General features: G+C 59.2%; 25 protein-coding genes. 13 read left to right on the top strand and 12 right to left on the bottom strand.

All coding sequences use genetic code 11. From position 1 onward, the window contains the following. Nucleotides 1-162: 162 nt before the first annotated feature. Entirely contained in the window at nucleotides 163-885 is a 723-nt protein-coding gene (locus ACIF4X_RS15770) for a tellurite resistance TerB family protein (protein WP_397482847.1), read from the bottom strand. 178 nt (nucleotides 886-1,063) lie between these two features. On the opposite strand from ACIF4X_RS15770, the gene ACIF4X_RS15765 reads away from it, so the two are divergent. From ACIF4X_RS15765 to ACIF4X_RS15730, 8 genes are all read left to right on the top strand, one after another. Beyond that, the gene (locus tag ACIF4X_RS15765) at nucleotides 1,064-1,978 is read left to right on the top strand and encodes a LysR family transcriptional regulator (protein WP_007949637.1); all 915 of its coding nucleotides are present in this window, start codon (nucleotides 1,064-1,066) and stop codon (nucleotides 1,976-1,978) included. A 131-nt stretch (nucleotides 1,979-2,109) separates the two neighbouring features. Then, entirely contained in the window at nucleotides 2,110-3,567 is a 1,458-nt protein-coding gene (locus ACIF4X_RS15760) for a gamma-aminobutyraldehyde dehydrogenase (RefSeq protein WP_186612452.1), read from the top strand. Nucleotides 3,568-3,650: 83 nt separating this feature from the next. Next, complete coding sequence (gene ydcS, locus ACIF4X_RS15755; protein WP_158829609.1) at nucleotides 3,651-4,802, top strand: putative ABC transporter substrate-binding protein YdcS; 1,152 nt, start codon at nucleotides 3,651-3,653, stop codon at nucleotides 4,800-4,802. A 266-nt stretch (nucleotides 4,803-5,068) separates the two neighbouring features. After that, a complete protein-coding gene (locus tag ACIF4X_RS15750; protein WP_397482846.1) occupies nucleotides 5,069-6,106 on the top strand; it encodes an ABC transporter ATP-binding protein in 1,038 nt (345 codons plus the stop codon). 16 nt (nucleotides 6,107-6,122) lie between these two features. Continuing rightward, the gene (locus ACIF4X_RS15745; RefSeq protein WP_397482880.1) at nucleotides 6,123-7,043 is read left to right on the top strand and encodes an ABC transporter permease; all 921 of its coding nucleotides are present in this window, start codon (nucleotides 6,123-6,125) and stop codon (nucleotides 7,041-7,043) included. After that, nucleotides 7,033-7,842 (top strand): ABC transporter permease, encoded by an 810-nt coding sequence (locus ACIF4X_RS15740; protein ID WP_397482845.1) that lies wholly within the window; start codon nucleotides 7,033-7,035, stop codon nucleotides 7,840-7,842. The genes ACIF4X_RS15745 and ACIF4X_RS15740 overlap by 11 nt, the downstream gene beginning before the upstream one ends. Before the next feature lie 165 nt (nucleotides 7,843-8,007). Beyond that, nucleotides 8,008-9,432, top strand: coding sequence for a gamma-aminobutyraldehyde dehydrogenase (locus ACIF4X_RS15735; RefSeq protein WP_397482844.1), 1,425 nt, complete (start codon nucleotides 8,008-8,010; stop codon nucleotides 9,430-9,432). A gap of 226 nt (nucleotides 9,433-9,658) precedes the next feature. Further along, nucleotides 9,659-11,143, top strand: a complete 1,485-nt coding sequence (locus ACIF4X_RS15730; RefSeq protein ID WP_397482843.1) for an APC family permease — start codon at nucleotides 9,659-9,661, stop codon at nucleotides 11,141-11,143. 75 nt (nucleotides 11,144-11,218) lie between these two features. On the opposite strand, the gene ACIF4X_RS15725 is transcribed toward ACIF4X_RS15730, so the two are convergent. Further along, the gene (locus ACIF4X_RS15725) at nucleotides 11,219-11,620 is read right to left on the bottom strand and encodes a type II toxin-antitoxin system VapC family toxin (RefSeq protein WP_397482842.1); all 402 of its coding nucleotides are present in this window, start codon (nucleotides 11,618-11,620) and stop codon (nucleotides 11,219-11,221) included. After that, nucleotides 11,620-11,865, bottom strand: a complete 246-nt coding sequence (locus ACIF4X_RS15720) for an AbrB/MazE/SpoVT family DNA-binding domain-containing protein (RefSeq protein ID WP_082341390.1) — start codon at nucleotides 11,863-11,865, stop codon at nucleotides 11,620-11,622. Before ACIF4X_RS15720 ends, ACIF4X_RS15725 begins: the two co-directional genes overlap by 1 nt. Nucleotides 11,866-12,284: 419 nt before the next feature. Between ACIF4X_RS15720 and ACIF4X_RS15715 the strand changes: the two genes are divergently transcribed. Then, nucleotides 12,285-12,797: a Bro-N domain-containing protein gene (locus ACIF4X_RS15715; protein ID WP_397482841.1), complete on the top strand. Its 513-nt coding sequence runs from the start codon at nucleotides 12,285-12,287 to the stop codon at nucleotides 12,795-12,797. 83 nt (nucleotides 12,798-12,880) lie between these two features. After that, on the top strand, nucleotides 12,881-13,087 hold the full coding sequence (locus ACIF4X_RS15710) for a hypothetical protein (protein ID WP_134174828.1): 207 nt from the start codon (nucleotides 12,881-12,883) through the stop codon (nucleotides 13,085-13,087). Here the strand turns inward: ACIF4X_RS15710 and ACIF4X_RS15705 are convergent. Beyond that, nucleotides 13,084-13,269: a hypothetical protein gene (locus ACIF4X_RS15705; protein WP_007908956.1), complete on the bottom strand. Its 186-nt coding sequence runs from the start codon at nucleotides 13,267-13,269 to the stop codon at nucleotides 13,084-13,086. The two genes, ACIF4X_RS15710 and ACIF4X_RS15705, sit on opposite strands and share 4 nt — an antisense overlap. Nucleotides 13,270-13,662: 393 nt before the next feature. Between ACIF4X_RS15705 and ACIF4X_RS15700 the strand changes: the two genes are divergently transcribed. After that, nucleotides 13,663-15,291: a glucan biosynthesis protein D gene (locus ACIF4X_RS15700; protein WP_397482840.1), complete on the top strand. Its 1,629-nt coding sequence runs from the start codon at nucleotides 13,663-13,665 to the stop codon at nucleotides 15,289-15,291. 201 nt (nucleotides 15,292-15,492) lie between these two features. Here the strand turns inward: ACIF4X_RS15700 and ACIF4X_RS15695 are convergent, their stop codons facing one another. The 3 genes from ACIF4X_RS15695 to ACIF4X_RS15685 form a co-directional block, all read right to left on the bottom strand. After that, a complete protein-coding gene (locus ACIF4X_RS15695; RefSeq protein ID WP_397482839.1) occupies nucleotides 15,493-16,599 on the bottom strand; it encodes an NADH:flavin oxidoreductase/NADH oxidase in 1,107 nt (368 codons plus the stop codon). 285 nt (nucleotides 16,600-16,884) lie between these two features. Further along, on the bottom strand, nucleotides 16,885-18,594 hold the full coding sequence (gene recJ, locus ACIF4X_RS15690; protein ID WP_397482838.1) for a single-stranded-DNA-specific exonuclease RecJ: 1,710 nt from the start codon (nucleotides 18,592-18,594) through the stop codon (nucleotides 16,885-16,887). Between the two features lie 55 nt (nucleotides 18,595-18,649). Continuing rightward, the gene (locus tag ACIF4X_RS15685; protein WP_007908961.1) at nucleotides 18,650-19,192 is read right to left on the bottom strand and encodes a YaeQ family protein; all 543 of its coding nucleotides are present in this window, start codon (nucleotides 19,190-19,192) and stop codon (nucleotides 18,650-18,652) included. Nucleotides 19,193-19,338: 146 nt separating this feature from the next. Here ACIF4X_RS15685 and ACIF4X_RS15680 point away from each other — a divergent pair, with 146 nt between their 5' ends. Together ACIF4X_RS15680 and ACIF4X_RS15675 are read left to right on the top strand one after the other, a co-directional pair. Beyond that, nucleotides 19,339-20,538: a CaiB/BaiF CoA transferase family protein gene (locus tag ACIF4X_RS15680; protein ID WP_397482837.1), complete on the top strand. Its 1,200-nt coding sequence runs from the start codon at nucleotides 19,339-19,341 to the stop codon at nucleotides 20,536-20,538. Next, nucleotides 20,465-21,445 carry a TIGR02285 family protein gene (locus ACIF4X_RS15675; RefSeq protein ID WP_397482836.1) on the top strand — a complete coding sequence of 327 codons (981 nt, stop codon included), beginning with the start codon at nucleotides 20,465-20,467 and terminating at the stop codon, nucleotides 21,443-21,445. Before ACIF4X_RS15680 ends, ACIF4X_RS15675 begins: the two co-directional genes overlap by 74 nt. A gap of 176 nt (nucleotides 21,446-21,621) precedes the next feature. Here the strand turns inward: ACIF4X_RS15675 and ACIF4X_RS15670 are convergent, their stop codons facing one another. From ACIF4X_RS15670 to ACIF4X_RS15650, 5 genes are all read right to left on the bottom strand, one after another. Continuing rightward, on the bottom strand, nucleotides 21,622-21,903 hold the full coding sequence (locus ACIF4X_RS15670) for a DUF3509 domain-containing protein (RefSeq protein WP_134174817.1): 282 nt from the start codon (nucleotides 21,901-21,903) through the stop codon (nucleotides 21,622-21,624). A 166-nt stretch (nucleotides 21,904-22,069) separates the two neighbouring features. Then, nucleotides 22,070-22,477, bottom strand: a complete 408-nt coding sequence (locus ACIF4X_RS15665) for a response regulator (RefSeq protein ID WP_397482835.1) — start codon at nucleotides 22,475-22,477, stop codon at nucleotides 22,070-22,072. 116 nt (nucleotides 22,478-22,593) lie between these two features. Next, nucleotides 22,594-23,967: a transporter substrate-binding domain-containing protein gene (locus ACIF4X_RS15660; RefSeq protein ID WP_397482834.1), complete on the bottom strand. Its 1,374-nt coding sequence runs from the start codon at nucleotides 23,965-23,967 to the stop codon at nucleotides 22,594-22,596. A gap of 120 nt (nucleotides 23,968-24,087) precedes the next feature. Continuing rightward, a complete protein-coding gene (gene thrC / locus ACIF4X_RS15655; protein ID WP_397482833.1) occupies nucleotides 24,088-25,497 on the bottom strand; it encodes a threonine synthase in 1,410 nt (469 codons plus the stop codon). Nucleotides 25,498-25,602: 105 nt separating this feature from the next. Next, a partial coding sequence (locus ACIF4X_RS15650) for a homoserine dehydrogenase (RefSeq protein ID WP_397482832.1) occupies nucleotides 25,603-26,565 on the bottom strand: 963 nt, incomplete at its 5' end.

The raw sequence follows: 26,565 nt of genomic DNA, 5'->3' as shown, positions 1-26,565 counted from the left end.
AATTTGGGGTGGGCGTACCAGTGGAATAATGGCAAAAAGGGGCGGTGGATCGGTCATTGCTTTCGCTGTGCGGTGGAAAACGCCTTCGCGAGCAAGCTCGCTCCCACATTGGAACGCAATACTGTGTGGGAGCGAGCTTGCTCGCGAAGGGGCCAGCCGGGTTTACGCCGATGCGATGCGCACCTGCTTCTCCAGCTCCACCTTCAACCCCGGCTCCAGCTTCAACTGCCGCGCCAGTTCATCGAGATAGCTCTTCTCCATAAAGCTCTCCTCATCCACCAACATCACACTGGCGATGTACATTTCTGCCGCCATCTCCGGCGTGCTCGCAGCGCGGGCGACGTCGGTCGGGTCGAGGGGTTTGTTGAGTTCGGCGTGCAGCCAGTGTTGCAGCTCCTGATCGTTATCGAGTTTGGTGAATTCACCTTCGATCAGTTCGCGTTCGCGGTCATCGATGTGGCCATCGGCCTTCGCGGCAGCGACCAGCGCCTTGAGAATGGCCTGGCTGTGTTGTTCGGCCTGCGCCGGTGGCAGACGATCAAGGGTCTGCGGTTCACTTTGTGGGGCGGTGCCTTTCTGCGCGTTGTAGTTGCCATAAGCCTTGTAAGCCAGCACACCCAGCGCCGCGAGGCCGCCGTAGATCGCGACTTTGCCGCCAACCTTGCGCACTTTCTTGTTGCCCAGCAGCAAGCCCATCGCGCCAGCCGCCAGCGCTCCGCCGCCCGCGCCTGACAGCAAACTGCCTAGACCGCCGGAGCCAGAAGCGCCACCGAGCAAACCGCCCAAGCCACCGCCAGCCGGTTTGTTCTGCGCTCCGCCAGCCTTGTTCTGCAACAGATCCTGGCCAGATTTAAGCAGTTGATCGAGCAATCCACGGGTGTTCATGTTCCGCCTCCAAAACAGGGGTTATCCGGATCTATAAGGCCTTCAGCCTAGTTCGAAAGTGCCCCTGCCCTGCTTGCGAGTGTGCTTCCAGATGTTGCTCAGTACGCCCCAGCCGTTCGCGAAAATAGATATACACTCAGGCCAATCTATAAAAACCGCCCACTGGGTAGCCCTTCTCATGATGACCCTGCGTCAGATCCGTCATTTCATCGCTGTGGCCGAAACCGGTTCGATCTCCGCCGCCGCGCAAACCGCATTCATATCCCAATCGACCCTGACCCTGGCGATCCAGCAACTGGAGGAGGAAATCGGTGTCAGCCTGTTCAGCCGCCACGCCAAGGGCATGACGCTGACACACCAAGGTCATCAATTCCTACGCCAGGCGCACCTGATTCTGGCGACCGTGGATAACGCCAAGCGCAGCCTGCAACAGAGCACCGATCAGGTCGCCGGGCAGTTGATCGTCGGTGTGACCAGTCTGGTTGCCGGTTACTACCTGGCGGATCTGCTCACGCGTTTTCAACGTGCCTACCCTAATGTCGAAATCCGCGTGATGGAGGACGAGCGCCCCTACATCGAGCATTTGCTGGTCAGCGGCGAGATCGATGTCGGCGTGCTGATCCTCTCCAACCTCGAAGACCGCCACGCCTTGCAGACCGAGGTGCTAACCCATTCGCCGCACCGTTTATGGCTGCCAGCGCAGCACCCATTGCTGGAACACGACAGCATCAACCTCGCCGATGTCGCCCGCGAGCCGTTGATTCAACTCAACGTCGATGAAATGGATCGCAACGCCCAGCGTTTCTGGCGCGGTTCCGGGCTGCAACCGAAAATCACTCTGAGAACCGCGTCCACCGAGGCCGTGCGAAGCCTTGTCGCCGCCGGATTGGGCGTGTCGATTCAGCCGGACATGACTTATCGCCCGTGGTCACTGGAGGGCGACATCATCGAAGCGCGGCCGATCGCCGACCTCAACCAGACCCTCGACGTCGGTCTGGCCTGGCGCCGAGGCACCGCGCGTCCGGCGCTGGTCGATCCATTTCTCACCGTCGCCCGCGAGCAACCCCACGGCGGACGCAAGCCATCTATTTAATCGAACGCTGCCTTCAGTATTTAGAATTTGTCGACCTCGGAGCCGCGCACTAGTCTTGCTGCATCTATAAGACGGTCGGCTCCCGGTTTCAGGGAGCAACAATGGCCACACAAGAAAAGAGATTGCGGAAAATGGCTGGCGCGCAAACCCCGATGTGTACCGCGTTGTTGATCGATGGCGAATTGGTCGCCGGGGAAGGTTTCGTCGAGCCGATTCTCAACCCCGCCACCGGTGAAATCCTCACGCACATCGCCGAGGCCAGCACCGAGCAAGTCGAAGCCGCCATCCTCGCCGCCCACCGCGCCTTCGCCGAATGGTCGCGCACCACGCCGCAGCAACGCTCGAACCTGCTGCTCGACATCGCCAATGCCGTAGAAAAACACGCCGATCACCTCGCCCGTCTCGAATCGCTGAACTGCGGCAAGCCGTTGCACCTGGCGCGTCAGGACGATTTGACGGCGACCGTCGATGTATTCCGTTTCTTCGCCGGCGCGGTGCGTTGCCAGACTGGTCAGTTGAGCGGCGAATACCTGCCGGGCTACACCAGCATGGTGCGCCGCGATCCGATTGGCGTGGTCGCCTCGATTGCGCCGTGGAATTACCCGATCATGATGGCCGCGTGGAAAATCGCCCCGGCCCTCGCCGCCGGCAACACGCTGGTGTTCAAACCGTCCGAACACACACCGCTGTCGATCCTCGCTCTGGCGCCAGCGCTGGCTGAAATCCTTCCACGCGGGGTGATCAATATCATCTGCGGTGGCGGCGAAGGCGTCGGCAGCCATTTGGTCGGTCACGCCAAAGTGCGCATGGTCTCGCTGACCGGCGATATCGTCACCGGACAGAAAATCCTCCAGGCCGCCGCGAAAACTCTGAAACGCACGCACCTCGAACTCGGCGGCAAAGCCCCGGTGATCGTCTGCAACGACGCCGACATTCAGGCCGTAGTCGACGGCGTGCGCACTTACGGTTACTACAACGCTGGTCAGGACTGCACCGCCGCGTGCCGGATTTACGCGCAGGCCGGGATTCACGACAAATTGGTTGCCGAACTCGGCGCCGCCGTCAGCAGCCTGCGCTTCGCCGGCAAACGTGACGCTGACAACGAGATTGGCCCGCTGATCAGCACCCGCCAACGCGATCGAGTGGCCAGCTTCGTCGAGCGCGCCCTCGGTCAGCCGCACATCGAACGCGTGACCGGTGCGGCGGTGCATTCCGGCGCCGGTTTCTACTACCAACCGACGCTGCTCGCCGGTTGCAAACAGAGCGACGAAATCGTCCAGCGCGAAGTGTTCGGCCCGGTGGTCACCGTGACCCGTTTCGACGAACTCGCGCAAGCCGTCGACTGGGCCAATGACTCCGAATACGGTCTCGCCTCGTCGGTCTGGACACAGAACCTGGACAAGGCGATGCAAGTCGCCGCGCGCCTGCAGTACGGCTGCACGTGGATCAACAGCCATTTCATGCTGGTCAGCGAAATGCCCCACGGCGGGCTGAAACGCTCCGGTTACGGCAAAGACTTATCCAGCGATTCGCTGCAGGACTACAGCGTGGTGCGGCACATCATGGCCCGCCACGGCCAGCATCTCTGACTACGCTAATAACAAGCCGCCAACGGCATGCTTCACCGCGTTCACAACTGCCCCGACCATAATTTAAAGAAGAGGGTTCAACCATGTTCGTGCACAAGACCGCACTGCTCAGTGCAATCACCACGGCCCTGCTGGCCAGCGCCAGCCTGCAAGCGGCCGAGCCGTTGAAGGCTGTCGGTGCTGGCGAAGGTCAGCTGGATATCGTTGCGTGGCCGGGTTACATCGAACGTGGCGAGAGCGATAAAGCCTATGACTGGGTGACCGGTTTCGAGCAGGAAACCGGCTGCAAGGTCAACGTGAAAACAGCGGCCACCTCTGACGAAATGGTCAGCCTGATGGCCAAGGGCGGTTACGACCTGGTCACCGCGTCGGGCGATGCCTCGCTGCGGCTGATCGTCGGCAAGCGGGTGCAACCGATCAACACCGCGTTGATCCCGAACTGGAACACCCTCGACCCGCGCCTCAAAGATGCGCCGTGGTACGTGGTCAACAACCAGACTTACGGCACCCCGTACCAGTGGGGCCCGAACGTGTTGATGTACAACACCAACGTGTTCAAAACCGCGCCGACCAGTTGGAACGTGGTGTTCGCCGCGCAGGATCTGCCCGATGGCAAACCGAACAAAGGCCGAGTGCAGGCCTATGACGGCCCGATCTATATCGCCGATGCGGCGCTGTATTTGAAGTCGACCAAGCCAGAACTGGGCATCAAGGATCCGTACCAACTCACTGAAGATCAGTACAAAGCCGTGCTCGATCTGTTGCGCGCGCAGCAGCCGTTGATCCACCGCTACTGGCACGACACCACGGTGCAGATGAGCGACTTCAAAAACGAAGGCGTGGTGGCGTCGAGCGCCTGGCCGTATCAGGTCAACGGTTTGATGAACGAGAAGCAGCCGATCGCTTCGACCATTCCGAAAGAAGGCGCTACTGGCTGGGCTGATACCACCATGTTGCACGCCGAGGCCAAGCACCCGAACTGCGCGTACAAGTGGATGGACTGGTCGCTGAAACCGAAAGTCCAGGGTGATGTGGCGGCGTGGTTTGGCTCGTTGCCGGCGGTGCCGGCGGCGTGCAAGGAGAGCGAATTGCTTGGCGCGGAAGGCTGCAAAACCAACGGTTTCGACCAGTTCGACAAGATCGCCTTCTGGAAAACCCCGCAGGCTGAAGGTGGCAAGTTCGTGCCGTATAGCCGCTGGACCCAGGACTACATTGCGATCATGGGCGGCCGTTAAGCCAGGGAACAACTCGGTCGAGCTCCCTTTCCCCCTCGCCCCCCTGGGGGAGAGGGCTGGGGTGAGGGGGTAGCTTTTGACCTTGCTCTTGATTTCAGAGCAAAGGCCGAAACCGCTGCCCTCACCCCCCGCCCTCTCCCGGAGGGAGAGGGAGCTAAAAGCAATTCCAGCGCCCTGCACACCTACTGTAGGAGCTGCCGCAGGCTGCGATCTTTTCGACGCACACACGACTTTTTTGAAAGCCCGCTTTACCGGAGCACCGCACCATGACGCTTGCAGTCCAGTTCACCAACGTTTCCCGGCAGTTCGGCGAAGTGAAGGCCGTCGACCGGGTTTCCATCGATATAGAGGACGGCGAGTTCTTTTCCATGCTCGGCCCATCCGGTTCGGGCAAAACCACCTGCCTGCGTCTGATCGCCGGGTTCGAGCAACCGAGCGCTGGCTCGATCCGAATTCACGGTGCTGAAGCAGCCGGGTTGCCGCCGTATCAACGCGACGTCAACACGGTGTTTCAGGATTACGCGCTGTTCCCGCACATGAACGTCCTCGACAACGTCGCCTACGGTTTGAAGGTCAAAGGCGTCGGCAAAACCGAACGTCACAATCGTGCCGAAGAAGCCTTGGACATGGTCGCCCTCGGCGGTTACGGCGCGCGCAAACCGGTGCAGCTATCCGGCGGTCAGCGCCAGCGTGTCGCCCTCGCCCGCGCCTTGGTCAATCGTCCGCGCGTGCTGTTGCTCGATGAGCCTTTGGGCGCACTCGATCTGAAACTGCGCGAGCAAATGCAAAGCGAACTGAAGAAGCTGCAACGCCAGCTCGGCATCACTTTCATCTTCGTCACCCACGATCAAACCGAAGCGCTGTCGATGTCCGACCGTGTCGCCGTGTTCAACAAGGGCCGCATCGAACAGGTCGACACGCCACGCAATTTGTACATGAAACCGACCACTACATTCGTGGCTGAATTCGTCGGTACCTCGAACGTGATTCGCGGCGATCTGGCCCAGGAAATCAGCGGTCATCCGCAGCCGTTTTCGATTCGCCCGGAACACGTGCGGTTTGCCGAAGGCCCACTCGCCAGCCACGAAATCGAAGTCAGCGGATTGCTCCACGACATTCAATATCAGGGCAGCGCCACGCGCTATGAATTGAAACTGGAAAACGGCCAGACCCTGAGCATCAGTCACGCCAACAATCAGTGGATCGACAGCAGCGCGCAGCATCAGACCGGTCAGCGCCTGAGCGCGCGTTGGGCGCGGGAAGCGATGATCCCATTACACGATACCGTGGCGAGCGGGGTGTGACATGAGCACGCTCGCGATGACAACATCGCCGCCGTTGCGCAGGTTTTCCAACCTGCTCTACCGCAAGCCGAACCTGTATTTGTCGATGCTGCTGGTGCCGCCGCTGCTGTGGTTTGGCGCGATTTATCTTGGCTCGCTGCTGGTGCTGTTGTGGCAAGGGTTCTATACCTTCGACGACTTCACCATGGCGGTCACCCCTGACCTGACCCTGGCCAATTTCGCTGCGTTGTTTCAGCCGTCGAACTTCGACATCATCCTGCGCACGCTGAGCATGGCCGTCGTCGTGTCGATCGCCAGCGCCATCGTCGCGTTCCCGATCGCCTACTACATGGCGCGCTACACCACGGGCAAAACCAAGGCGTTTTTCTACATCGCGGTGATGATGCCGATGTGGGCCAGTTACATCGTCAAGGCGTATGCATGGACATTGCTGTTGGCCAAGGGCGGCGTGGCGCAGTGGTTTGTGCAACACCTTGGATTGGAGCCGGTGTTGCAGTTCATTCTGGGGATTCCCGGCGTCGGCGGCAGCACCTTGTCGACCTCGCATCTCGGGCGGTTCATGGTGTTTGTCTACATCTGGCTGCCGTTCATGATTCTGCCGATTCAGGCGTCGCTGGAACGTCTGCCGCCGTCGCTGTTGCAGGCCTCCGCTGACCTCGGCGCCAAGCCGCGTCAGACCTTTATGCAGGTGATTTTGCCGCTGTCGATTCCGGGCATCGCTGCGGGTTCGATCTTCACGTTTTCGCTGACCCTGGGCGACTTCATCGTGCCGCAACTGGTCGGGCCGCCGGGCTACTTTGTCGGCAGCATGGTGTACGCGCAGCAAGGTGCGATCGGCAACATGCCGATGGCGGCGGCGTTCACGCTGGTGCCGATTGTGTTGATCGCGGTTTACCTGTCCATCGTCAAACGACTGGGGGCCTTCGATGCACTCTGAGAAAGCATCATTAGGCTTAAAGATCACAGCCTGGGGCGGATTAGTGTTTCTGCACTTTCCGATCCTGATCATCTTCCTGTACGCCTTCAACACCGAGGAAGCCGCGTTCAGTTTCCCTCCGAAGGGCTTCACGCTGCACTGGTTCAGCGTGGCGTTTTCGCGACCGGATGTTCTGGAGTCGATCAAGCTTTCATTACAGATCGCAGCCATCGCCACGTTGATTGCGATGGTGCTCGGCACCTTGGCTTCGGCAGCACTGTATCGCCGCGACTTCTTCGGCAAACAGGGCATTTCGCTGATGTTGATCTTGCCGATTGCGTTGCCGGGGATCATCACCGGGATCGCGCTGCTGGCGACGTTCAAGACGCTGGGGATCGAGCCGGGGATGTTCACCATCATCGTCGGCCACGCGACCTTCTGCGTGGTGATCGTCTACAACAATGTTATCGCCCGCTTGCGCCGTACTTCGCACAGTTTGATCGAGGCCTCGATGGACCTCGGCGCCGATGGCTGGCAGACCTTTCGCTACATCATCCTGCCGAACCTCGGCTCGGCCTTACTGGCGGGCGGCATGTTGGCGTTTGCGCTGTCGTTCGACGAAATCATCGTCACCACGTTTACCGCCGGGCATGAACGCACGTTGCCATTGTGGCTGCTCAATCAACTGAGCCGACCACGGGATGTGCCGGTGACCAACGTCGTCGCGATGCTGGTGATGATGGTGACCATGTTGCCGATTCTCGGTGCGTATTACCTGACGCGTGGTGGCGAGAGCGTCGCCGGCAGTGGTGGCAAATGAACTCATAACAGACACCCCCCCCCCTGTGGGAGCGAGCCTGCTCGCGAAGAGGCCGTCACATCCAACATCGATGTCGACTGATACACCGCTTTCGCGAGCAGGCTCGCTCCCACAGTTTCAATCCGGTTTCGGCAGAAAAATAATAGATTCAAAGAGGACAAAAGCATGCAAACCAAACTCTTGATCAACGGCCAACTGGTCAATGGCGAAGGCCCGGCGCAACCGGTGCTCAATCCTTCGCTTGGCGAAGTCCTGGTAGAGATCAACGAAGCCACTGAAGCCCAGGTCGATGCCGCCGTACGCGCCGCCGATAACGCCTTCGCCGAGTGGTCGCAAACCGCGCCGAAAGACCGCTCGCTGCTGCTGCTCAAACTCGCCGATGCCATCGAAGCCCACGGCGAAGAACTGGCCAAACTCGAATCTGACAACTGCGGCAAACCCTACAGCGCCGCGCTCAACGACGAAATTCCGGCGATTGCCGACGTGTTCCGTTTCTTCGCCGGCGCCAGCCGTTGCATGAGCGGTTCGGCCGGTGGCGAATACCTGCCCGGCCACACCTCGATGATCCGTCGCGACCCGGTCGGCGTGATCGCCTCCATCGCGCCGTGGAACTACCCGCTGATGATGGTCGCCTGGAAAATCGCGCCGGCGCTGGCGGCCGGTAATACCGTGGTGCTCAAGCCGTCGGAACAAACCCCGCTGACCGCGTTGCGTCTCGCCGAACTGGCGTCGGAAATCTTCCCGGCGGGTGTACTCAATCTGGTATTTGGTCGCGGTCCTACCGTCGGCAGCCCGTTGGTCACGCACCCGAAAGTGCGCATGGTTTCGCTGACCGGCTCCATCGCCACGGGCGCCAACATCATTTCCAACACTGCCGACAGCGTCAAACGCATGCATATGGAACTGGGCGGCAAGGCGCCAGTGATCATCTTCGACGACGCCGATATCGATGCGGCGGTGGAAGGTATTCGCACCTTTGGTTTCTACAACGCTGGGCAGGATTGCACCGCCGCGTGCCGGATTTATACGCAGCAAGGTATCTACGACAAATTTGTCGAGAAGCTCGGCACGGCGGTCAGCAGCATCAAGTACGGCTTGCAGGATGATCCATCGACTGAACTGGGGCCGCTGATCACAGCGCAACATCGCGACCGTGTAGCCGGGTTTGTTGAGCGTGCTGTGGCGCAGCCGCATATTCGTTTGATTACTGGTGGCAAGGCTGTTGAAGGCAATGGTTTCTTCTTCGAACCGACGGTGCTGGCCGATGCGCAGCAGGACGATGAAATCGTTCGCCGCGAAGTGTTTGGGCCGGTGGTTTCGGTGACCAAATTCACCGATGAAGCGCAGGCGCTGGAGTGGGCCAACGATTCGGACTACGGCCTCGCGTCCTCTGTTTGGACGGCGGATGTAGGACGCGCGCATCGCATGTCGGCGCGCTTGCAGTACGGCTGCACGTGGGTGAACACGCACTTCATGCTCGTCAGCGAAATGCCCCATGGCGGTCAGAAATTGTCCGGTTACGGGAAGGATATGTCCATGTATGGGCTGGAGGACTACACCACGGTTCGGCATGTGATGTTCAAGCATTAATAGCGAAAAGATCGCAGCCTGCGGCAGCTCCTACAAGATGGACGCCGCTCTTCTGTAGGAGCTGCCGCAGGCTGCGATCTTTTCCGCGACACACGGACGATGTCGGCGATTCACCACCAGGCTTCACCGAAACCAAAACAACAACTACCGAACCGGGCGGCGCCCAAAAAGCCCCGCCACGGCCTCGGCCATCCGAAATCTGCCGATTTCACGGAGCAAAACACACATGAGTTCCTCACCCGATCTCGCCGCAGCCGTTGCCGACAGCGATGCCGAACAACTGCGCAAACTGGGCTACACCTCGAACTTCAACCGCAGCATGAGCCTGTGGGAAAACTTCGCGTTGGGCTTCACTTATCTGTCACCGGTCGTAGGCGTTTATACCCTCTTCGGTCTGTGCCTCGCCGCCGGCGGCCCACCGATGTTCTGGGCCTACTTGCTGGTGGGTTGCGGCCAGTTGCTGGTGTGCCTGATCTTCGGCGAAGTGGTTTCGCAGTTCCCGATTTCCGGCGGCGTCTACCCCTGGGCACGCCGCTTGGTCGGTAAAAAATGGGCGTGGATGGTCGGCTGGATCTACTCCATCGCCCTCTGCGTTACCATCGCAGCCGTTGCGGTCGGCGCTGGCCCGTACCTGGCCGCCATGCTCGGTTTTGAGCCGAGCAACAACACCAACATCGTCATCGCGCTGGTGCTGACCCTGTTCGCCACACTGGTCAACCTCAGCGGCACCAAAGTGCTGGCGCGCATCGCCATGTTCGGCTTTCTCTGCGAACTGGTCGGCGCGGTGATCGTCGGTGTTTACTTGTTGGTGTTCGAACGTCACCAACCGCTGAGCGTGCTGTTCAACACCTTCGACATCAGCGTCGACGGCTCGTACCTGCCGGCGTTTCTCACTGCCTCGCTGGCGGGGATGTTCCTTTACTACGGCTTCGAGGCCTGTGGCGACGTCGCCGAAGAAACCCCGAACCCCAGCGCAAAAATCCCGGTGGCGATGCGCATGACCATCTACATCGGCGGCATCGCGGCGATGTTCGCCTGCCTCGCGCTGATCCTCGCCGTACCGGACATGCAAGCGGTGATCAACGGCACCGACAAGGACCCGGTCACCACCATCCTCAACAACGCCTTCGGCCCGGTCGGTTCGAAAGTGGTGATGGGCGTGGTAATGATTTCCTTCATCTCCTGCGTCATCAGCCTACAAGCAGCGGCAAGCCGTCTGCTGTACTCCTACGCTCGGGACGAAATGGTCATCGGCAGCCGACTGCTGAAAAAGATTTCTCCTACCACCCAAGTACCGGTTGCCGCACTGTTCGTGTCCGGCATCCTGCCGGCCCTGATCATCGCCCTCGGCTTCTTCCTGCAAGATGCCGTAGCCACCATCGTCAGCTTCGCCGCCATCGGCATCTACCTCGCATTCCAGATGATCGTCCTGGCCGCGCTGTACGCCCGCAGCAAAGGCTGGAAACCGAGCGGCAAATTCACCCTCGGCGCATGGGGCTGGCCGGTGAACATTGGCGCGCTGGTGTACGGCGTTGGCGCAATCATCAACATGGCTTGGCCACGTACGCCGGATGCAGCGTGGTATGTGAACTATGCGATGGTGTTGAGCACCGCGATCGTGATTGGTTTGGGGCTGGTTTATATGTGGATTGGCAAGCCGTATGACCATGGCAAGGCGCCGGCTGGGGATGCTTGGAAGGTGAGTCGCTAAAGCAGAATCGCCCCGGTAGGTTCATTCTTACCGGGGCGATTTGCGAGACCGCTCGTCGTGTAGCAATCCATAAACTCAGGACGGCGTTACCAATTCGACTGAAGGGAAATAATTGCGGTAACGCTTGGAGTCTCTCGTCAACAAGGGTAATTTTTTTACGGCCGCATGTGCTCCGATGAAAAAATCCGCCAGAACATTATGCTTTCCACCGCCAACCTTCCGATACTTCACGAAGGCCTTACCAGCTAAAAACAGTGCGGGTCTAGGAATCTCCTGCATGACCAATCCCAGTTGACTCACTACTCCGTCCAATGCCTCAAACGTCGAAAATGTCTGTGATAGCTCTGCATAAACTATCGGGTTGATGGCTAACTCATGGATCAGTGATTGAGCACGAAGTTGCTGAATCGACCAATCGGCCCAGACCGGATCGTCTTCGAGCACATCAATCAACACATTCGTATCGACCAGCACCATCAATCATCCCCTCGGAGCAAGGCCATTAAATCATCGGTTCGCCATTTGATATCGGCTTTGCCCCTTACGGCATCAAATCGATCAGGAGCTCGCGCTTTTCCCGATTCGCGCTTAGCACTATGCAGAACCACTTCGCCATGATCGTTGACGCTGAACTCAATGGCCGAGCCCGGCGTAAGATGCAAAGCATCACGAATTGGCTTGGGGATTGTGACTTGCCCCTTGCTGGTCATGGTCGTCGACATGTCATACCCCTAAAGTATTACTCAATGGAACAACGTATTACTTGATCGAGATATCTGCAACCGCCGCTTATCGCAGGATTATTTTTACCGGATTGCAGGCCTCGACCTCTTAGCCCTGATGGCACTCATGCAGTTCATTCCGTGGATCCGAATAGATAAAGGAAAAACTACGGCTTGGGCGGTCGGTTGCTGCTGACACTGCAAAATCAGCCATTTCCTACAGATTCTGCCTTCAGAGATAAGCACGTTTTCCTACAGAAGGTATCGATAGAGCCGACTTGGCGTAGTAGGTGGCTAGCCGATAGGCTTTCCCTCGGCGGCGAAATCAGCGGCCCGGTGTCGGAGCCGGAATAAATATCAACACGGCGTGACCGCACTCACTTGAGTGGCGGCTCTATTCTCAATATTGGAGTCGAAAAATGCCTAACCACGTACAAATTCCTTCTGAAACCTCTGCTTTCTTCACCCCCACCATCTTCACCCGCCACAACCGTTTCCTCCACGCCTTCATGCAAGACCACGAAGCCTGGTTCTGCGTGCAAGATCTCGGTCGCTTGATGGGCTATCCGCTAAACGAACGTCTCACCCTGAAACTCGATCCCGATCAGCGTCGCCATGTCCTTCTGCGTCGGGACGGCGAAATCATCGATTGCGCGATGGTCAGCGAATCCGGCCTGTTCGCCCTGCTCGTCCATCACTTCGTCCCGGAAAACCGACACCTGCGCCAATGGCTGAGCCATGAAGTCATCCCGATGCTGCGCGAAACCCATTCAAGCTCTGTGAAAAACCACCCCAGCGTGAGTTCGATGCATTGGGCAGGCGTCACCGTGCCGTTGCTGCACTGGCAACAGCAGGCGTGGGTCAAATGGCGGGATGTGCCGGAGTTGATGCAAGGCCAGCGGCCTTATCCGGTTCTGGGTACTTGCAGCTAAGGCTCATAAACAAAAAACTGTGGCGAGGAAGCTAGCTCCCTCGCCACAGGTTAAGCGTGTCCCCTCTAGCGAGTTGAATTCAGATGAGTAGAACTGTTCTCAAATGTCCTCAGATTGAGGAAGTCATTCCCTGTGATGAAAGCTTTGCGATCTCTTACCTGAAACTAAACGACAGTGCCGAGCTTCAGAAGGCCATTGCCGTCGGCATCGACGATGCCGACGCAGGCAATTTGATTGACCTGGCCAGCGTAAAAGCCAAATGGCTTTCACGGTGCCCACCCCAGCGTTAAAACCGCGAAACACTCCGCATCGCATCCACCAGATACCGCATCGCAATCCGGTCATTCTCCGAAAGCTCCCGATAACGCTCCACCAGTTTCACTTCGTCAGAGCTGAGCCGACGCCTTTTGCGGCCGCTGCCGAGGCAGGGAAAGATGCCCAGCATGTCGGTGATACCTTGTATTTTTGCCATGGACGATGTCCTTCAATACTTCAAAGAATTGCTAAACCACCACATCGCCCTGCCCCTTACAGCAGCGCCGTGTGCCCTACCGGTCCGCACCGGTCATGCCCATAGAATAGAAATTAAATCGGCGCTGAAAAGCGGTTTTTAGAGTAATTAGTCGAAAAAAGCAGATATGCCGTGTAAATCAGAAAGCCCCGTAAGATTTTTAACCGACATGTCTTGTTTCATTGACACACTGGCGCGGTGAATCAACGAATTTTGCATTGCGAGCGAACCGTTTAAGCTAGCGGGCATCTGTTAATAGTCCGTTGCGTTTGGCCGAAGGCTTGTCCGAACCGTTATTTCTGATCCAGCACGTGCCAGGAACGGCGCGGGATTGCTCACGACAGGTTGTAATTTATGCACCGCAGGAATTTGCTCAAAGCGTCCATGGCCATTGCGGCTTACACCGGTCTTTCGGCCACCGGCCTGCTGGCCACCCGTGCGTGGGCGGCCAATGGCGGCGCCGCCGATGGCGAGGCGCAGGCCTTCGACTTCGAAGCGCTGAAGCGCCAGGCCAAGCAACTGGCTGCCAGCGCCTATCAGGACACCAAACAGGTGCTGCCGCCAACCCTGGCGACCATGACCCCGCAGAACTTCAACGCGATCCGCTACGACGGCGAGCATTCGCTGTGGAAGGAGAACAAGGGCCAACTGGACGTGCAGTTCTTCCACGTCGGCATGGGGTTCCGTCAGCCGGTGCGCATGTACAGCGTCGACGCCAAGACGCGCACTGCCCGCGAAGTGCATTTCCGCCCCGCACTGTTCAACTATGAAAACACTTCTGTCGACACCCAGCAGCTCAAGGGTGACCTCGGTTTTGCCGGCTTCAAGCTGTTCAAAGCACCGGAGCTGGATCGTCACGATGTGTTGTCGTTCCTCGGCGCCAGCTATTTCCGTGCGGTAGACGCCACTGGCCAATATGGCCTCTCGGCGCGCGGCCTGGCGATCGACACGTACGCGAAAAAACGCGAAGAATTCCCTGACTTCACCAAGTTCTGGTTCGAGACACCGGACAAGAACGCCACCCGATTTGTGGTGTATGCCCTGCTCGACTCGCCGAGTGCCACTGGCGCTTACCGTTTCGACATCGACTGCCAGGCCGAGCGCGTGGTGATGGAAGTCGATGCGCACATCAATGCGCGCACGGCGATCGAGCAATTGGGCATCTCGCCGATGACCAGTATGTTCAGTTGCGGCACCCACGAGCGCCGCATGTGCGACACCATCCACCCGCAGATCCACGACTCGGATCGTCTGGCGATGTGGCGCGGCAACGGCGAGTGGATCTGCCGTCCGCTGAACAACCCGGCGACCCTGCAGTTCAATGCGTTTGCCGACACCGATCCGAAAGGATTCGGTCTGGTGCAGACCGACCATGAATTCGCCAACTATCAGGACACCGTCGACTGGTACAGCAAGCGCCCGAGCCTGTGGGTAGAACCGACCACCGCGTGGGGCGAAGGCTCTATCGATCTGCTGGAAATTCCTACGACCGGCGAGACCCTCGATAACATCGTCGCGTTCTGGACACCGAAAAAACCGGTGGCTGCCGGCGATTCGCTGAACTATGGCTACAAGCTTTACTGGAGCGCTCTGCCGCCGGTGGGCACGCCGTTGGCCCGCGTACACGCGACCCGTTCCGGCATGGGCGGTTTTGTTGAGGGATGGGCACCGGGCGAGCATTACCCGCCGGTGTGGGCGCGTCGCTTTGCCGTGGACTTCACCGGTGGGGGTCTGGACCGCCTGCCGCAGGGCACCGGGATTGAGCCGGTGGTGACGTGCTCGAACGGCAAGGTGCAGGACTTCAGCGTGCTGGTGCTGGATGACATCAAGGGGTACCGGATTCTGTTTGACTGGTACCCGACCAGTGACAGCGTGGAGCCGGTGGAGCTGCGGCTGTTTATTCGCACCAATGACCGCACGTTGAGCGAGACCTGGTTGTACCAGTATTTCCCGCCTGCGCCGGACAAGCGTAAATACCCTTGATGATTTGAGGCGCCTGCACAGGCCTCATCGCTGGCAAGCCAGCTCCCACAGTGAATGGTGTCAAGCACAAACTTTGCGTACGCCACCAAACCTGTGGGAGCTGCTTGCCAGCGATGGCGCCAGCATGGCAACAAAGAACAACCAGACGAAAAAAAGCCCCGGCTATCACTGACCGGGGCTTTTTGCTTTATCTCGACTGACTTAATCGCGCAAATCAGACTCATGAATCGGCTGATCCCGATGAGTCGCGCGCTGATACTGCGCCGGCCACACCGCTTTGCGCCCACCCAGATCATCGTCCGCGTGCAGCGGCCAATACGGATCACGCAACAGTTCGCGGGCAAGGAAGATGATGTCGGCCTGACAGGTGCGCAGAATATGCTCGGCCTGCGCCGGCTCGGTAATCATTCCCACAGTGCCGGTGGCGATGCCTGACTCTTTGCGCACACGTTCGGCGAAGCGCGTCTGATAACCCGGCCCGACCGGGATTTCCGCGTTGGCCGCCGTCCCCCCCGATGACACGTCGATCAGATCCACACCAAGGGTGTGCAGGCGTCGCGCCAGCTCCACGGTTTCATCCGGGTTCCAGCCGTCCTCCACCCAGTCAGTGGCCGACACGCGGACAAACACCGGCAATTCCTCAGGCCAGACCGCTCTCACCGCTTCAGTGACTTGCAGCACCAGACGAATACGATTTTCAAAAGAACCACCGTACTGATCCCGCCGTTGATTGCTCAGCGGCGAAAGAAACTGATGCAGCAGATAACCATGCGCCGCGTGTACCTCGACCACGCTGAAACCCGCTTTCAAGGCACGTTTCGCGGCGTCGACAAACGCCTGAATGACGTCGGCAATCTGCCCCTCATCAAGCTGTTTCGGTTGCGTATGTTGCGGATCGAAAGCAATCGGCGACGGCCCGACCGGTGCCCAGCCGCCATCTTCCGGTTTGACGCTGCCATGTTTGCCGATCCACGGCCGATGGGTGCTGGCCTTGCGCCCGGCGTGAGCCAATTGAATGCCGGCGACTGCGCCTTGCGACGTGATGAATCGGGTAATGCGTTGCAGCGGTGCGATCTGCTCGTCGTTCCACAAGCCAAGGTCTTCGGCGGTGATCCGCCCGTCGGCCGTGACGGCTGTGGCTTCGGTAAATACCAGACCGGCACCGCCCACGGCGCGGCTGCCGAGGTGTACCAAGTGCCAGTCGTTGGCCAGGCCGTCTACGCTGGAGTATTGGCACATCGGTGAGACGGCAATGCGGTTGGGCAAGGTCAGTTGGCGGAGGGTGAAGGGTTCAAGCAGCAGACTCATGGGGCACCTCTCAAATCAGTGGGCAGGCTCCAGGGTTCTGTTTGAATAGTCGACGAGTGACAGGAAAAGGTGCAGCACCCGCCCCCGCGGGCAAAAAATTCGACAAGACGTCACAAGGCCAATCAAGCAGTGCTTAGAGCCTAGTCGACAACCGGGGATGAGGGAGGGTTCAGAGTGATTCAGTGTGTTAACGGACGCTTTCGCGAGCAAGTCGAATCGTCGCACCGTCGCTCCCACAGGGGAATGCATTCCAAAATGTGGGAGCGAGCCTGCTCGTGAATGGCGTCAACGCGGTTCGATGTGGGCAATCATCAACTGAACGGTCTCGTTACCCCGAAACTCGTTAACGTCGAGCTTATAAGCCAGTTCAACCCACTGAATCGTCGGGTTCGGCCAGATATCGCGATCAATGCCAAAGGCAATGCCATCCAGCTTCACCGAGCCACACTCGCTTTTCAGCACCACTTTCAGGTGACGCTCGCCAACCACCCGCTGCTCAACCAACTGGAACACACCGTGAAACAGCGGCTCCGGAAAGTGCTGTCCCCAAGGCCCGGCGTGGCGCAGCGCGCGGGCCAGTTCGAGGTGGAACTCTTCGACCGCCAGCGTGCCGTCCGACAGCATGCGCCCGGTCAGGTCTTCCTCGCGAAGTTGCCTACGCACTTCAGCGTCGAATGCCTCGGCGAAAAGCGCAAAGTTCTCCTGTGGCAAGGTCAGACCGGCGGCCATCGCGTGACCACCGTACTTGGCGATCAGGTTCGGATGCTGCGCCGCGACCACACTCAGGGCATCACGGATATGGAAGCCCTGAACAGAGCGCCCCGACCCTTTTAGCAAACCATCACCAGCATCGGCAAAGGCAATGGTCGGGCGGAAATAACGCTCTTTCATACGTGAGGCGAGGATGCCGATCACACCTTGGTGCCACTCCGGATCGAACAGGCACAAGCCAAACGGCATTGACTCCACCGGCAAATCCTTGAGCTGCGCCAGCGCTTCCCGCTGCATGCCCTGCTCGATGGATTTGCGGTCCTGGTTCATGCCGTCCAGTTGCGCAGCCATTTCCCGGGCCAGGTTGGCGTCGGCGGTGAGCAGGCATTCGATGCCCAGGCTCATGTCATCCAGACGCCCAGCGGCATTCAGGCGGGGGCCGACGATGAAACCGAGATCCGTGGAGGTGATGCGGGTGGCGTCACGCTTGGCCACTTCAAGAATCGCTTTGATCCCCGGCCGTGCGCGACCGGCGCGAATCCGTTCGAGCCCCTGATGCACCAGAATCCGGTTGTTGGCGTCCAGCGGCACCACGTCGGCAACGCTGCCCAGCGCTACCAGATCAAGCAGTTCACCGATGTTCGGTTGCGGCTTGCTCTCGTACCAGCCGAGGCTACGCAAACGCGCGCGCAACGCCATCAACACGTAGAAAATCACCCCGACGCCGGCCAGCGCCTTGCTTGGGAATTCGCAACCGGGCTGGTTCGGGTTGACCAGCGCATCGGCCTGGGGCAGTTCATCGCCGGGCAAGTGGTGGTCGGTGATCAAGACCTTCAGGCCTGCGCGCTTGGCCGCTGCCACGCCCTCGACGCTGGAAATGCCGTTGTCGACGGTGACCAGCAAATGCGGCTCGCGGGTCAAAGCGACTTCGACGATTTCCGGGGTCAGACCGTAGCCATATTCAAAGCGGTTCGGCACCAGATAATCAACATGCGCTGCACCGAGCAAACGCAAGCCGAGCATGCCAACGGTGCTGGCCGTCGCTCCGTCCGCATCGAAGTCCCCGACGATGAGAATGCGCTGGCGTTGCTCCAGCGCCGTCACCAGCAGGTCCACCGCTGCATCGATGCCTTTGAGTTGCTGGAACGGGATCAACCGCGCCAGGCTCTTGTCCAGTTCTGCCTCGGACTGCACACCCCGCGCCGCGTACAGGCGAGTCAGCAGCGGCGGAATATCACCCAGAAAGGGCAGAGTGGCAGGCAGTTGACGAGGTTCGATGCGCATGGGGTGACGGAGACTTCTCTTTATTACGTGGGATTATTCAGTTGAAGGCGCGGGATCAGCCGCGCTCACCTTGCAGCCACTGCAACTGGACTTCGTGCTGACCACGGTCGTCGGTGACGAAGATCGTGCCTTCGCTGATCATCACGTCCCACTTGATAACACGGGGCATGTCCTTGGCCAGGGTTTCCAGCACTTCTTGCGGAACCGCAGCGATGTTGACGTTTTTCAGATTCTTGATCGCCGGGATCACTTTGGTCTCCCAAACGCGCAGGCTGCCGTAGGCGAGCAGGCTGGTGCGTTCGGTACGACGCGAGCACCAGGTCAGACGGTCGGCGTCTGGCTGGCCGACTTCGATCCAGTGCAGAACACGATCATCCAGGCTCTTTTCCCACAGCGCAGGTTCGTCCACGTCTGACAGACCACGGCCAAACGACAACTGCTCGTTGTACCAGAGCGCGTAGGCCAGCAGTCGCACGGTCATGCGCTCTTCGGTTTCCGAAGGGTGACGGGCGATGGTCTGCTTGACGCTCTCGTAGACACTGCGGTCGAGGTCGGTGAGGTTCAGTTCAAACTTGTAGGTAGTGGACGGCTGGGCCATGAACGGGCTTCTTGATACGAGGAAAGTCGGCAAGTCTAACCGATGCGGTAGGCAATCATCGAATTGATGGCGATCAACCTGCGGCGTCTGACAGCCGGCTATGTTAAAACGCTGTATCCGTTCAGCCTTGTCCTACAGGATTTCGCATGCCGTTCACCAGCAAACCGCTCTCGGGTCTGAAAGTCATTGAATTGGGTACATTGATTGCCGGGCCGTTTGCCTCGCGCATTTGCGGCGAGTTCGGTGCCGAAGTGATCAAGATCGAGTCACCGGACGGCGGTGATCCGCTGCGTAAATGGCGCAAGCTGTATGAAGGCACCTCGTTGTGGTGGTTCGTTCAGGCGCGCAACAAGAAGTCACTGACGCTGAACCTCAAACACCCCGAAGGGTTGGCGATCCTCAAACAACTGCTCAGCGAAGCCGACATCCTCATTGAAAACTTCCGCCCCGGCGTCCTGGAAAAACTCGGCCTGAGCTGGGAAACCTTGCACGCGCTGAATCCGAAACTGGTGATGGTGCGCCTGTCCGGTTTCGGCCAGACCGGGCCGATGAAGGATCAGCCGGGCTTTGGTGCGGTCGGCGAATCCATGGGCGGTCTGCGTTACATCACCGGTTTCGAGGATCGGCCACCGGTGCGCACCGGGATTTCCATCGGCGATTCGATTGCCGCGCTGTGGGGCGTGATCGGCGCGCTGATGGCGCTGCGGCATCGTGAGGTCAACGGTGGCCTCGGCCAGGTCGTCGATGTGGCGTTGTACGAAGCCATTTTCGCGATGATGGAAAGCATGGTGCCCGAGTTCGATGTGTTCGGTTTTATCCGCGAGCGCACCGGCAACATCATGCCCGGCATCACGCCCTCTTCGATTCACACCAGCGCCGACGGCAAACACGTGCAGATCGGCGCCAATGGCGATGCAATCTTCAAACGCTTCATGCTGATTATCGGTCGCGAAGATCTGGCCAACGATCCGAGATTGGCCAGCAATGACGGGCGCGACGGTCGCCGCGACGAGTTGTACGGGGTGATTGATCGCTGGGTCAATTCGCTGCCATTGCAAACCGTGCTCGACCTGCTCAATCAAGCCGAGGTGCCGGCCAGCCGGATCTTCAGTGCCGAGGACATGTTCAACGATCCACAGTACCTGGCCCGAGAGATGTTCCTGCACGCCAAGTTGCCTGATGGCAAAGACTTCAAGATGCCGGGCATTGTGCCGAAACTCTCTGATACACCGGGCAGTTCAGAATGGGTCGGACCGCAACTGGGTGAACACAATGCGCAGGTACTTCACGACCTTGGCTACGACGAGAGACAGATCGCCAAGCTGCGCGAAGACGGAGCCATTTAAGCTGAAACGCCGGCAGACATCGCACACCAACCGCGCTCACCACTGGTGGACGTGGCGGCTGTTCGGCCTGTTGTTTTTGCTCGCGCTGTCGACGGGAGCGCAGGCGAAGCCGACGCTGATCTGGTTACTGCGTGACCTGCCGCCACTGACCATTTTCGAAGGCCCGAAAAAGGGCCAGGGCGTGATTGACCAACTGATGCCGTTGCTGATCGCTGGCATGCCGCAGTACGAGCACACGCTAATGCGGGTCAATCGCGCCCGCGGTCTGCAGATGCTCCATGAAAACCCGTTTGCCTGTGACCCCGCGCTGCTGTGGAACAAGGAGCGCGCGCAGTGGGTCTCGTATTCGATCCCGGCGATTCGCGCCGTGAGCAATGGCCTGGTGGTTCGCCAGCGAGATCGCTCGGTACTCGAGCCGTATCTGGTCGACGGTGAAGTCGATCTGTCGGCGCTGCTGGCCGCTACGGAGCGCAAAGTCGGTGTGGTAGCGGAACGCAGCTATGGCGAGTTCATCGACACCCTTTTGCATCAAGCGCCCAACGGTGCCCTGACTGCGCATTACGGCAACGATGCGCTGACCAATCTGCTTTCAATGCAGCGCCTCGGTCGGTTGCAGGTGGTGTTGGGCTACTGGCCGGAGATTCGCTATCAGGCGAAGCAGGCGCAGATCAATGAAGATGAGCTGGAGTTCTATCCGATTCAGGGCAACGGGAAATATCTGTCTGGCTATGTGGCATGTTCCGACACCACGCAGGGACGTCAGGCGATCACCGAGATCAACCATCTGCTGCGCACCCTGCCCCATGAACACCTGAATCAGCTCTACGCTGCATGGCTGGACCCTGACCGGCGTGCGGATTATCTCGAAGAGGCCCGCACGTTTTTCGAACATCAGGCAGCGCAATGAGCAAACGCCGGACAAAAGAAACCCCGAGAAGTGGGGAGACGACTCGGGGTTAAACGTGGCCTACATAAAGACCCGTAGCAGCAAGCGACAAGCACCGGAGCACAATGCTTGATCCTGCTGTTATGGGGTCTGACTGACAGGGATGCAGGAAGGTTCCCACAAAAAATATTTCATCTTTACAGCGCCGCACGTTTGTCCAGCGCAGCGTTGCGCAATGCCGCGATCACACAGGGTTCCAGCCGTCCTTCAGCTATCAGAACGTCGCGGTGCAAGCCGTCAACGACATCGGTCAGTTGGCGCTTGTCGCTCAGCTGTGCCTGATTGAATTCGCGTTCCACCACAATGGCGCCGCTGCTGTTCTTCAAGGTCACCAGGCATTCGCCATGGGAACCGCTTGGAGACAACGAAACCTGATACGGGCTCAGAGCCTCACCGAGCAATAGACTGATACTTTCCATCTCGATCTCCACTCAATAGTCCGAAAACTGTGTGCCTGGGGCGTGTTCACAATAAATGACCACCGGCCCGAGAAGAAAGTTCTGCAAACCGACTGCCCCGTTCCTGGAGTGTCACCGGTCTGTCAGAGCATGCACGGCGAAGATGACAGAAAAATAACCGCCCCCGTCAACCCCGTACGGGTGACGAAGCGGCGATCAGGTAACTGTCGAGCAAACCGCGCATCAATACCGCCGACACGGGCGTTTGCAGGCGCCCCAACAGCCGCAGGTGGTGTTCGCACAGCAAGGGTTCGAGATCGTTCAGCAGGCTCGGTGCGACCACACCCAGCAGGATCAGCGCACGCGCCTCATGCTGAATCGCCAGATGATGAATCAGCGCCAGGCCATCACCACCCTTGAGTTGTGGATCGCAGATGGCGATGTCGACCGCGCCGCGATGGCGCAATGACGACAAGGCAGATGCCAGCGACGGTGCCGTCAGTACGTCATAGATACCAATGGCATTGAGCATTTGATGCAATGCCATCAGCTGGAACGGGTTGGGTTCAAGTATCAGGACTTTAAGCGAGCGCATAAGCGACCTCTGAAGCGACAATCGCGGATTCTCACCGCAGTTGTTGTCACTCTAGGGCAGCCATCCTAAGCCTCCCATCGGAAAAGTAGCCGCGTCTTATAGGACATTTCCCATCTTCATTGCAGACATCGACACCCGCTCTCTGTACGACGCTGGGTGATGTCTGTCCAACCGCCCAAAAGCCCCCGCAATTTGCCGTCGGCGCTGTAAAACGGCACCGTCCACTGATAGACCTCACGGGTGCCGCTCTTGAACTGCAATCGCCGTTTGCTGAAACGCGACTTGCGCGTGCGCAACTGCACCAGGAATTCATCGTGCAGCATCAGCGCTGTAGCCTGCGGCAGCGCGTCAACCTCGATCAGCAACTTCCCGAGCACCTGGTCCAGTCGAATCGACAAGGCCTCCTCATAGCTGCGATTGCACATGATCAGCCGCGCTTGCAGATCACGAACGAACACAGGATCCGGCATGGAGTCGATCAATGCATGCTGAAATGCCAGTTGATCGCCCAGATCCTTTTCCGCCGCGCGCCGCAGTTTGATCACGGCGGTCAGACGCCGATTCCATATCAGTGACAGCAGGCCGAACACGCCAAGCCCGCACATGCCCCAGCAACCCCATTCAAGCATCTGCTGCCAGACTGACGGCACGGGCGCCGGTGCAATACCTTCCAGCCATTTCAGGCGGATCGCCCGCAATTCGGCTGCGGGAAACGCCTCAAGGGCCTTGTTGAGAATACTCAGGAGCACCGGCATGCCTTTGCGCACAGCCAGGTTATCGGCTTCCCATTTGCCCTCGACCACACCGCCTACCTTGAGCATGCCCAAGGGATAAAGTTGCGCGCCGATTTCGTTTTCGATGGTGGCGTAGGCCTCACCGCTCTCGACCAGCGCCCGTGCCTCGGCGTAGGTCTTGACCGAGCGAATCTCGATCGAGGGAAAGTCCCGCCTGATCATGTCCTCCAGCGCATGCCGGGCCGGCAGCACCAGCACCCGTTTACTCAACTGCTCGAAAGCATCCAGCCGAGGTGCGTCAGCGCGGCCGACAAACACCCAGCCCGCGCCACCGAACGCGTGGCTGTAATCCAGGAATGCCTTGCGCTCCTCGCTCATGGCCAAGGTTGTACTGATATCGGCCGCTCCGCTCTCCAGGCGCTCGAGCATGTGATCCGTCGAGAACGACTCCTGATGCACAAACTGCAGCCCGGTCATCGCCGTCACGCGCTTGAGCACGTCGTTGTTCAAGCCGCTCCACTGCCCGTGCTCATCCTGAAACAGATACAACGGATACTGCACCGACGTCACCGTCACCTTGGGGTTGTCGCGAATCCATTGACGCTCGTGTGCAGCCAGTTCGATGGGCTGGACTCTGGACGTCACGGCATCAGCGTGCAGCGCCAATTGCGCCGCCATGCTGCAGCGCATCAACGCCAATAATCCGAACAAAAACAACACACCCAGTGCCGGTTTCAAACCTCTATAAAACAGCATTGCCACTTCCTTCGTGATCGACTCACCCGTCCTTCATGGGTGAAAACCCGAGCAGTGTGGCAGCAGAAACAAAAAAGCCCGTCAGGAGACGGGCTTCAAAATGTGACAGCTTTTAATGGCTCAAAGCGGCTTGCCGCGGTTGCCATGCTGGCTGACAAAGGCTTGCACGGCTTTCAGCTCGTTTGGCAAAACGGTGCAGCGCTCGTTTCGCTCAAACAAATCAGAAAGATGTGCAGGTAGCTCGAGCGCTTTTCCTACACCGGCTTTCTCTACGGCCTCAGGGAATTTCACCGGGTGAGCGGTGCCCAGAATGACCATAGGGATGTCCAGACTGCGACGGCATTCGCGCGCAGCCTTGACGCCAATGGCGGTGTGCGGATCCAGCACTTCGCCCGTCTGCTCGTAGACTTCGGCGATGGTTTCGCAAGTCTGCGCATCGTCTACGGCCAGCGAGTCGAACAGTTTGCGCGCTTCAGTCCAGCGCTCTTGCTCGACGCTGAAACCGCCGCCCTGTTTGAACGAATCCATCAGACCAGCAATCGCTGCGCCGTTGCGACCGTGCAGGTCGAACAGCAGGCGTTCGAAGTTCGACGAGACCATGATGTCCATCGACGGCGACAGCGTGGCGTGCAGGGTTTCCTTGACGTACTGATTGCCGCTCATGAAGCGGTGCAGGATGTCGTTGCGATTGGTGGCGACGATCAACTGGTTGATCGGCAGGCCCATGTTGCGTGCCAGGTAGCCGGCGAAGATGTCGCCGAAGTTGCCGGTCGGCACCGAGAACGACACCGAACGCGCCGGGCCGCCCAACTGCAGGGCTGCGTGGAAGTAGTAGACGATCTGGGCCATGATCCGCGCCCAGTTGATCGAGTTCACCGCCACCAGACGCGTGCCCTTGAGGAAGCTCTGGTCGGCGAAGCTCGCCTTGACCATTTCCTGGCAGTCATCGAAGTTGCCTTCGATGGCGATGTTGTGGATGTTCTCGCCGAAAATCGTGGTCATCTGGCGACGCTGCACTTCCGACACACGGTTGTGCGGATGCAGGATGAAGATGTCTACGTTTTCGCAGTGCTTGCAGCCTTCGATCGCGGCCGAACCGGTATCACCGGAGGTGGCACCGACGATCACCACGCGCTCACCGCGTTTTTCCAGCACGTAATCGAGCAAGCGACCGAGCAATTGCAGGGCGAAGTCCTTGAACGCCAGGGTCGGGCCGTGGAACAGCTCCAGCACCCATTCGTTGCCGTTCAGTTGACGCAGCGGCGCCACGGCGCTGTGGGCGAACACGCCGTAGGTTTCTTCAAGAATCTTTTTGAAATCGGCGTCCGGAATGCTGCCGGTGACGAACGGGCGCATCACGCGGAAGGCCAGTTCGTGATACGGCAGGCCGGCCCAGGAAGCGATTTCTTCCTGAGTGAAACGTGGCAGGTTTTCCGGAACGTACAGACCGCCGTCGGTGGCGAGACCGGCCAGCAGGACGTCTTCGAAATTCAGGGCCGGTGCCTGGCCGCGGGTACTGATATAACGCATAAGGGCAAACCTTCGGTTTGAGCTACAAGCTGTGAGCTGCAAGCTACAAGTGAAAAGCGGCTCTGCTTTTACTTGCAGCTTGAAGCTGAAAACTTGCCGCTGCTGTTAATTCAAGTGTTCGACGCGGATCCGGACCACCGGACCATTCACGCCGGCCAGCGCTTCGAGGGCGGCGATGGCATCGTTGATGCGCTGCTCGACCACTCGGTGGGTCAGCAGGATCATCGGCACCAGACCGTCGTGTTCCTCGACTTCCTTCTGCATGATCGACTCGATGTTGATACCGCGCTCCGACAGGATGCTTGCCACCTGAGCAAGTACGCCCGGATGGTCCTTGGCCTGAATGCGCAGGTAATAAGCGCTTTCGCAGGCTTCGATCGGCAGGATCGGATGGGCCGACAGCGAGTCCGGCTGGAAAGCCAGGTGCGGTACACGGTTTTCCGGGTCGGACGTCATGGCGCGAACCACGTCGACCAGGTCGGCGATCACCGACGAAGCGGTCGGTTCCATGCCAGCGCCGGCGCCGTAGAACAGCGTCGAACCGGCGGCGTCACCGTTGACCATCACCGCGTTCATCACGCCGTTGACGTTGGCGATCAGGCGATCGGCCGGGATCAGCGTCGGGTGCACGCGCAACTCGATGCCGGCGTCTGTGCTGCGCGCCACACCGAGGTGCTTGATGCGATAGCCCAGCGCTTCGGCATAATTCACGTCAGCGGTGGTCAGCTTGGTGATGCCTTCGGTGTAAGCCTTGTCGAATTGCAGCGGAATGCCGAACGCGATGGAGGCCAGAATCGTCAGCTTGTGCGCGGCGTCGATGCCTTCAACGTCGAAAGTCGGATCGGCTTCGGCGTAGCCCAGCGCCTGAGCTTCGGCCAGCACGTCTTCGAAGGTACGGCCCTTCTCGCGCATTTCGGTGAGGATGAAGTTGCCGGTGCCGTTGATGATCCCGGCGACCCAGTTGATGCGGTTGGCGGACAGGCCTTCACGGATCGCCTTGATCACCGGAATGCCACCGGCCACGGCCGCTTCGAATGCGACGATCACGCCTTTCTCGCGTGCCTTGGC

Source organism: Pseudomonas sp. NPDC085632, from assembly GCF_044541255.1.
Taxonomy (GTDB): Bacteria; Pseudomonadota; Gammaproteobacteria; order Pseudomonadales; family Pseudomonadaceae; genus Aquipseudomonas.
This window is presented reverse-complemented; position numbering and strand designations above follow the sequence as displayed.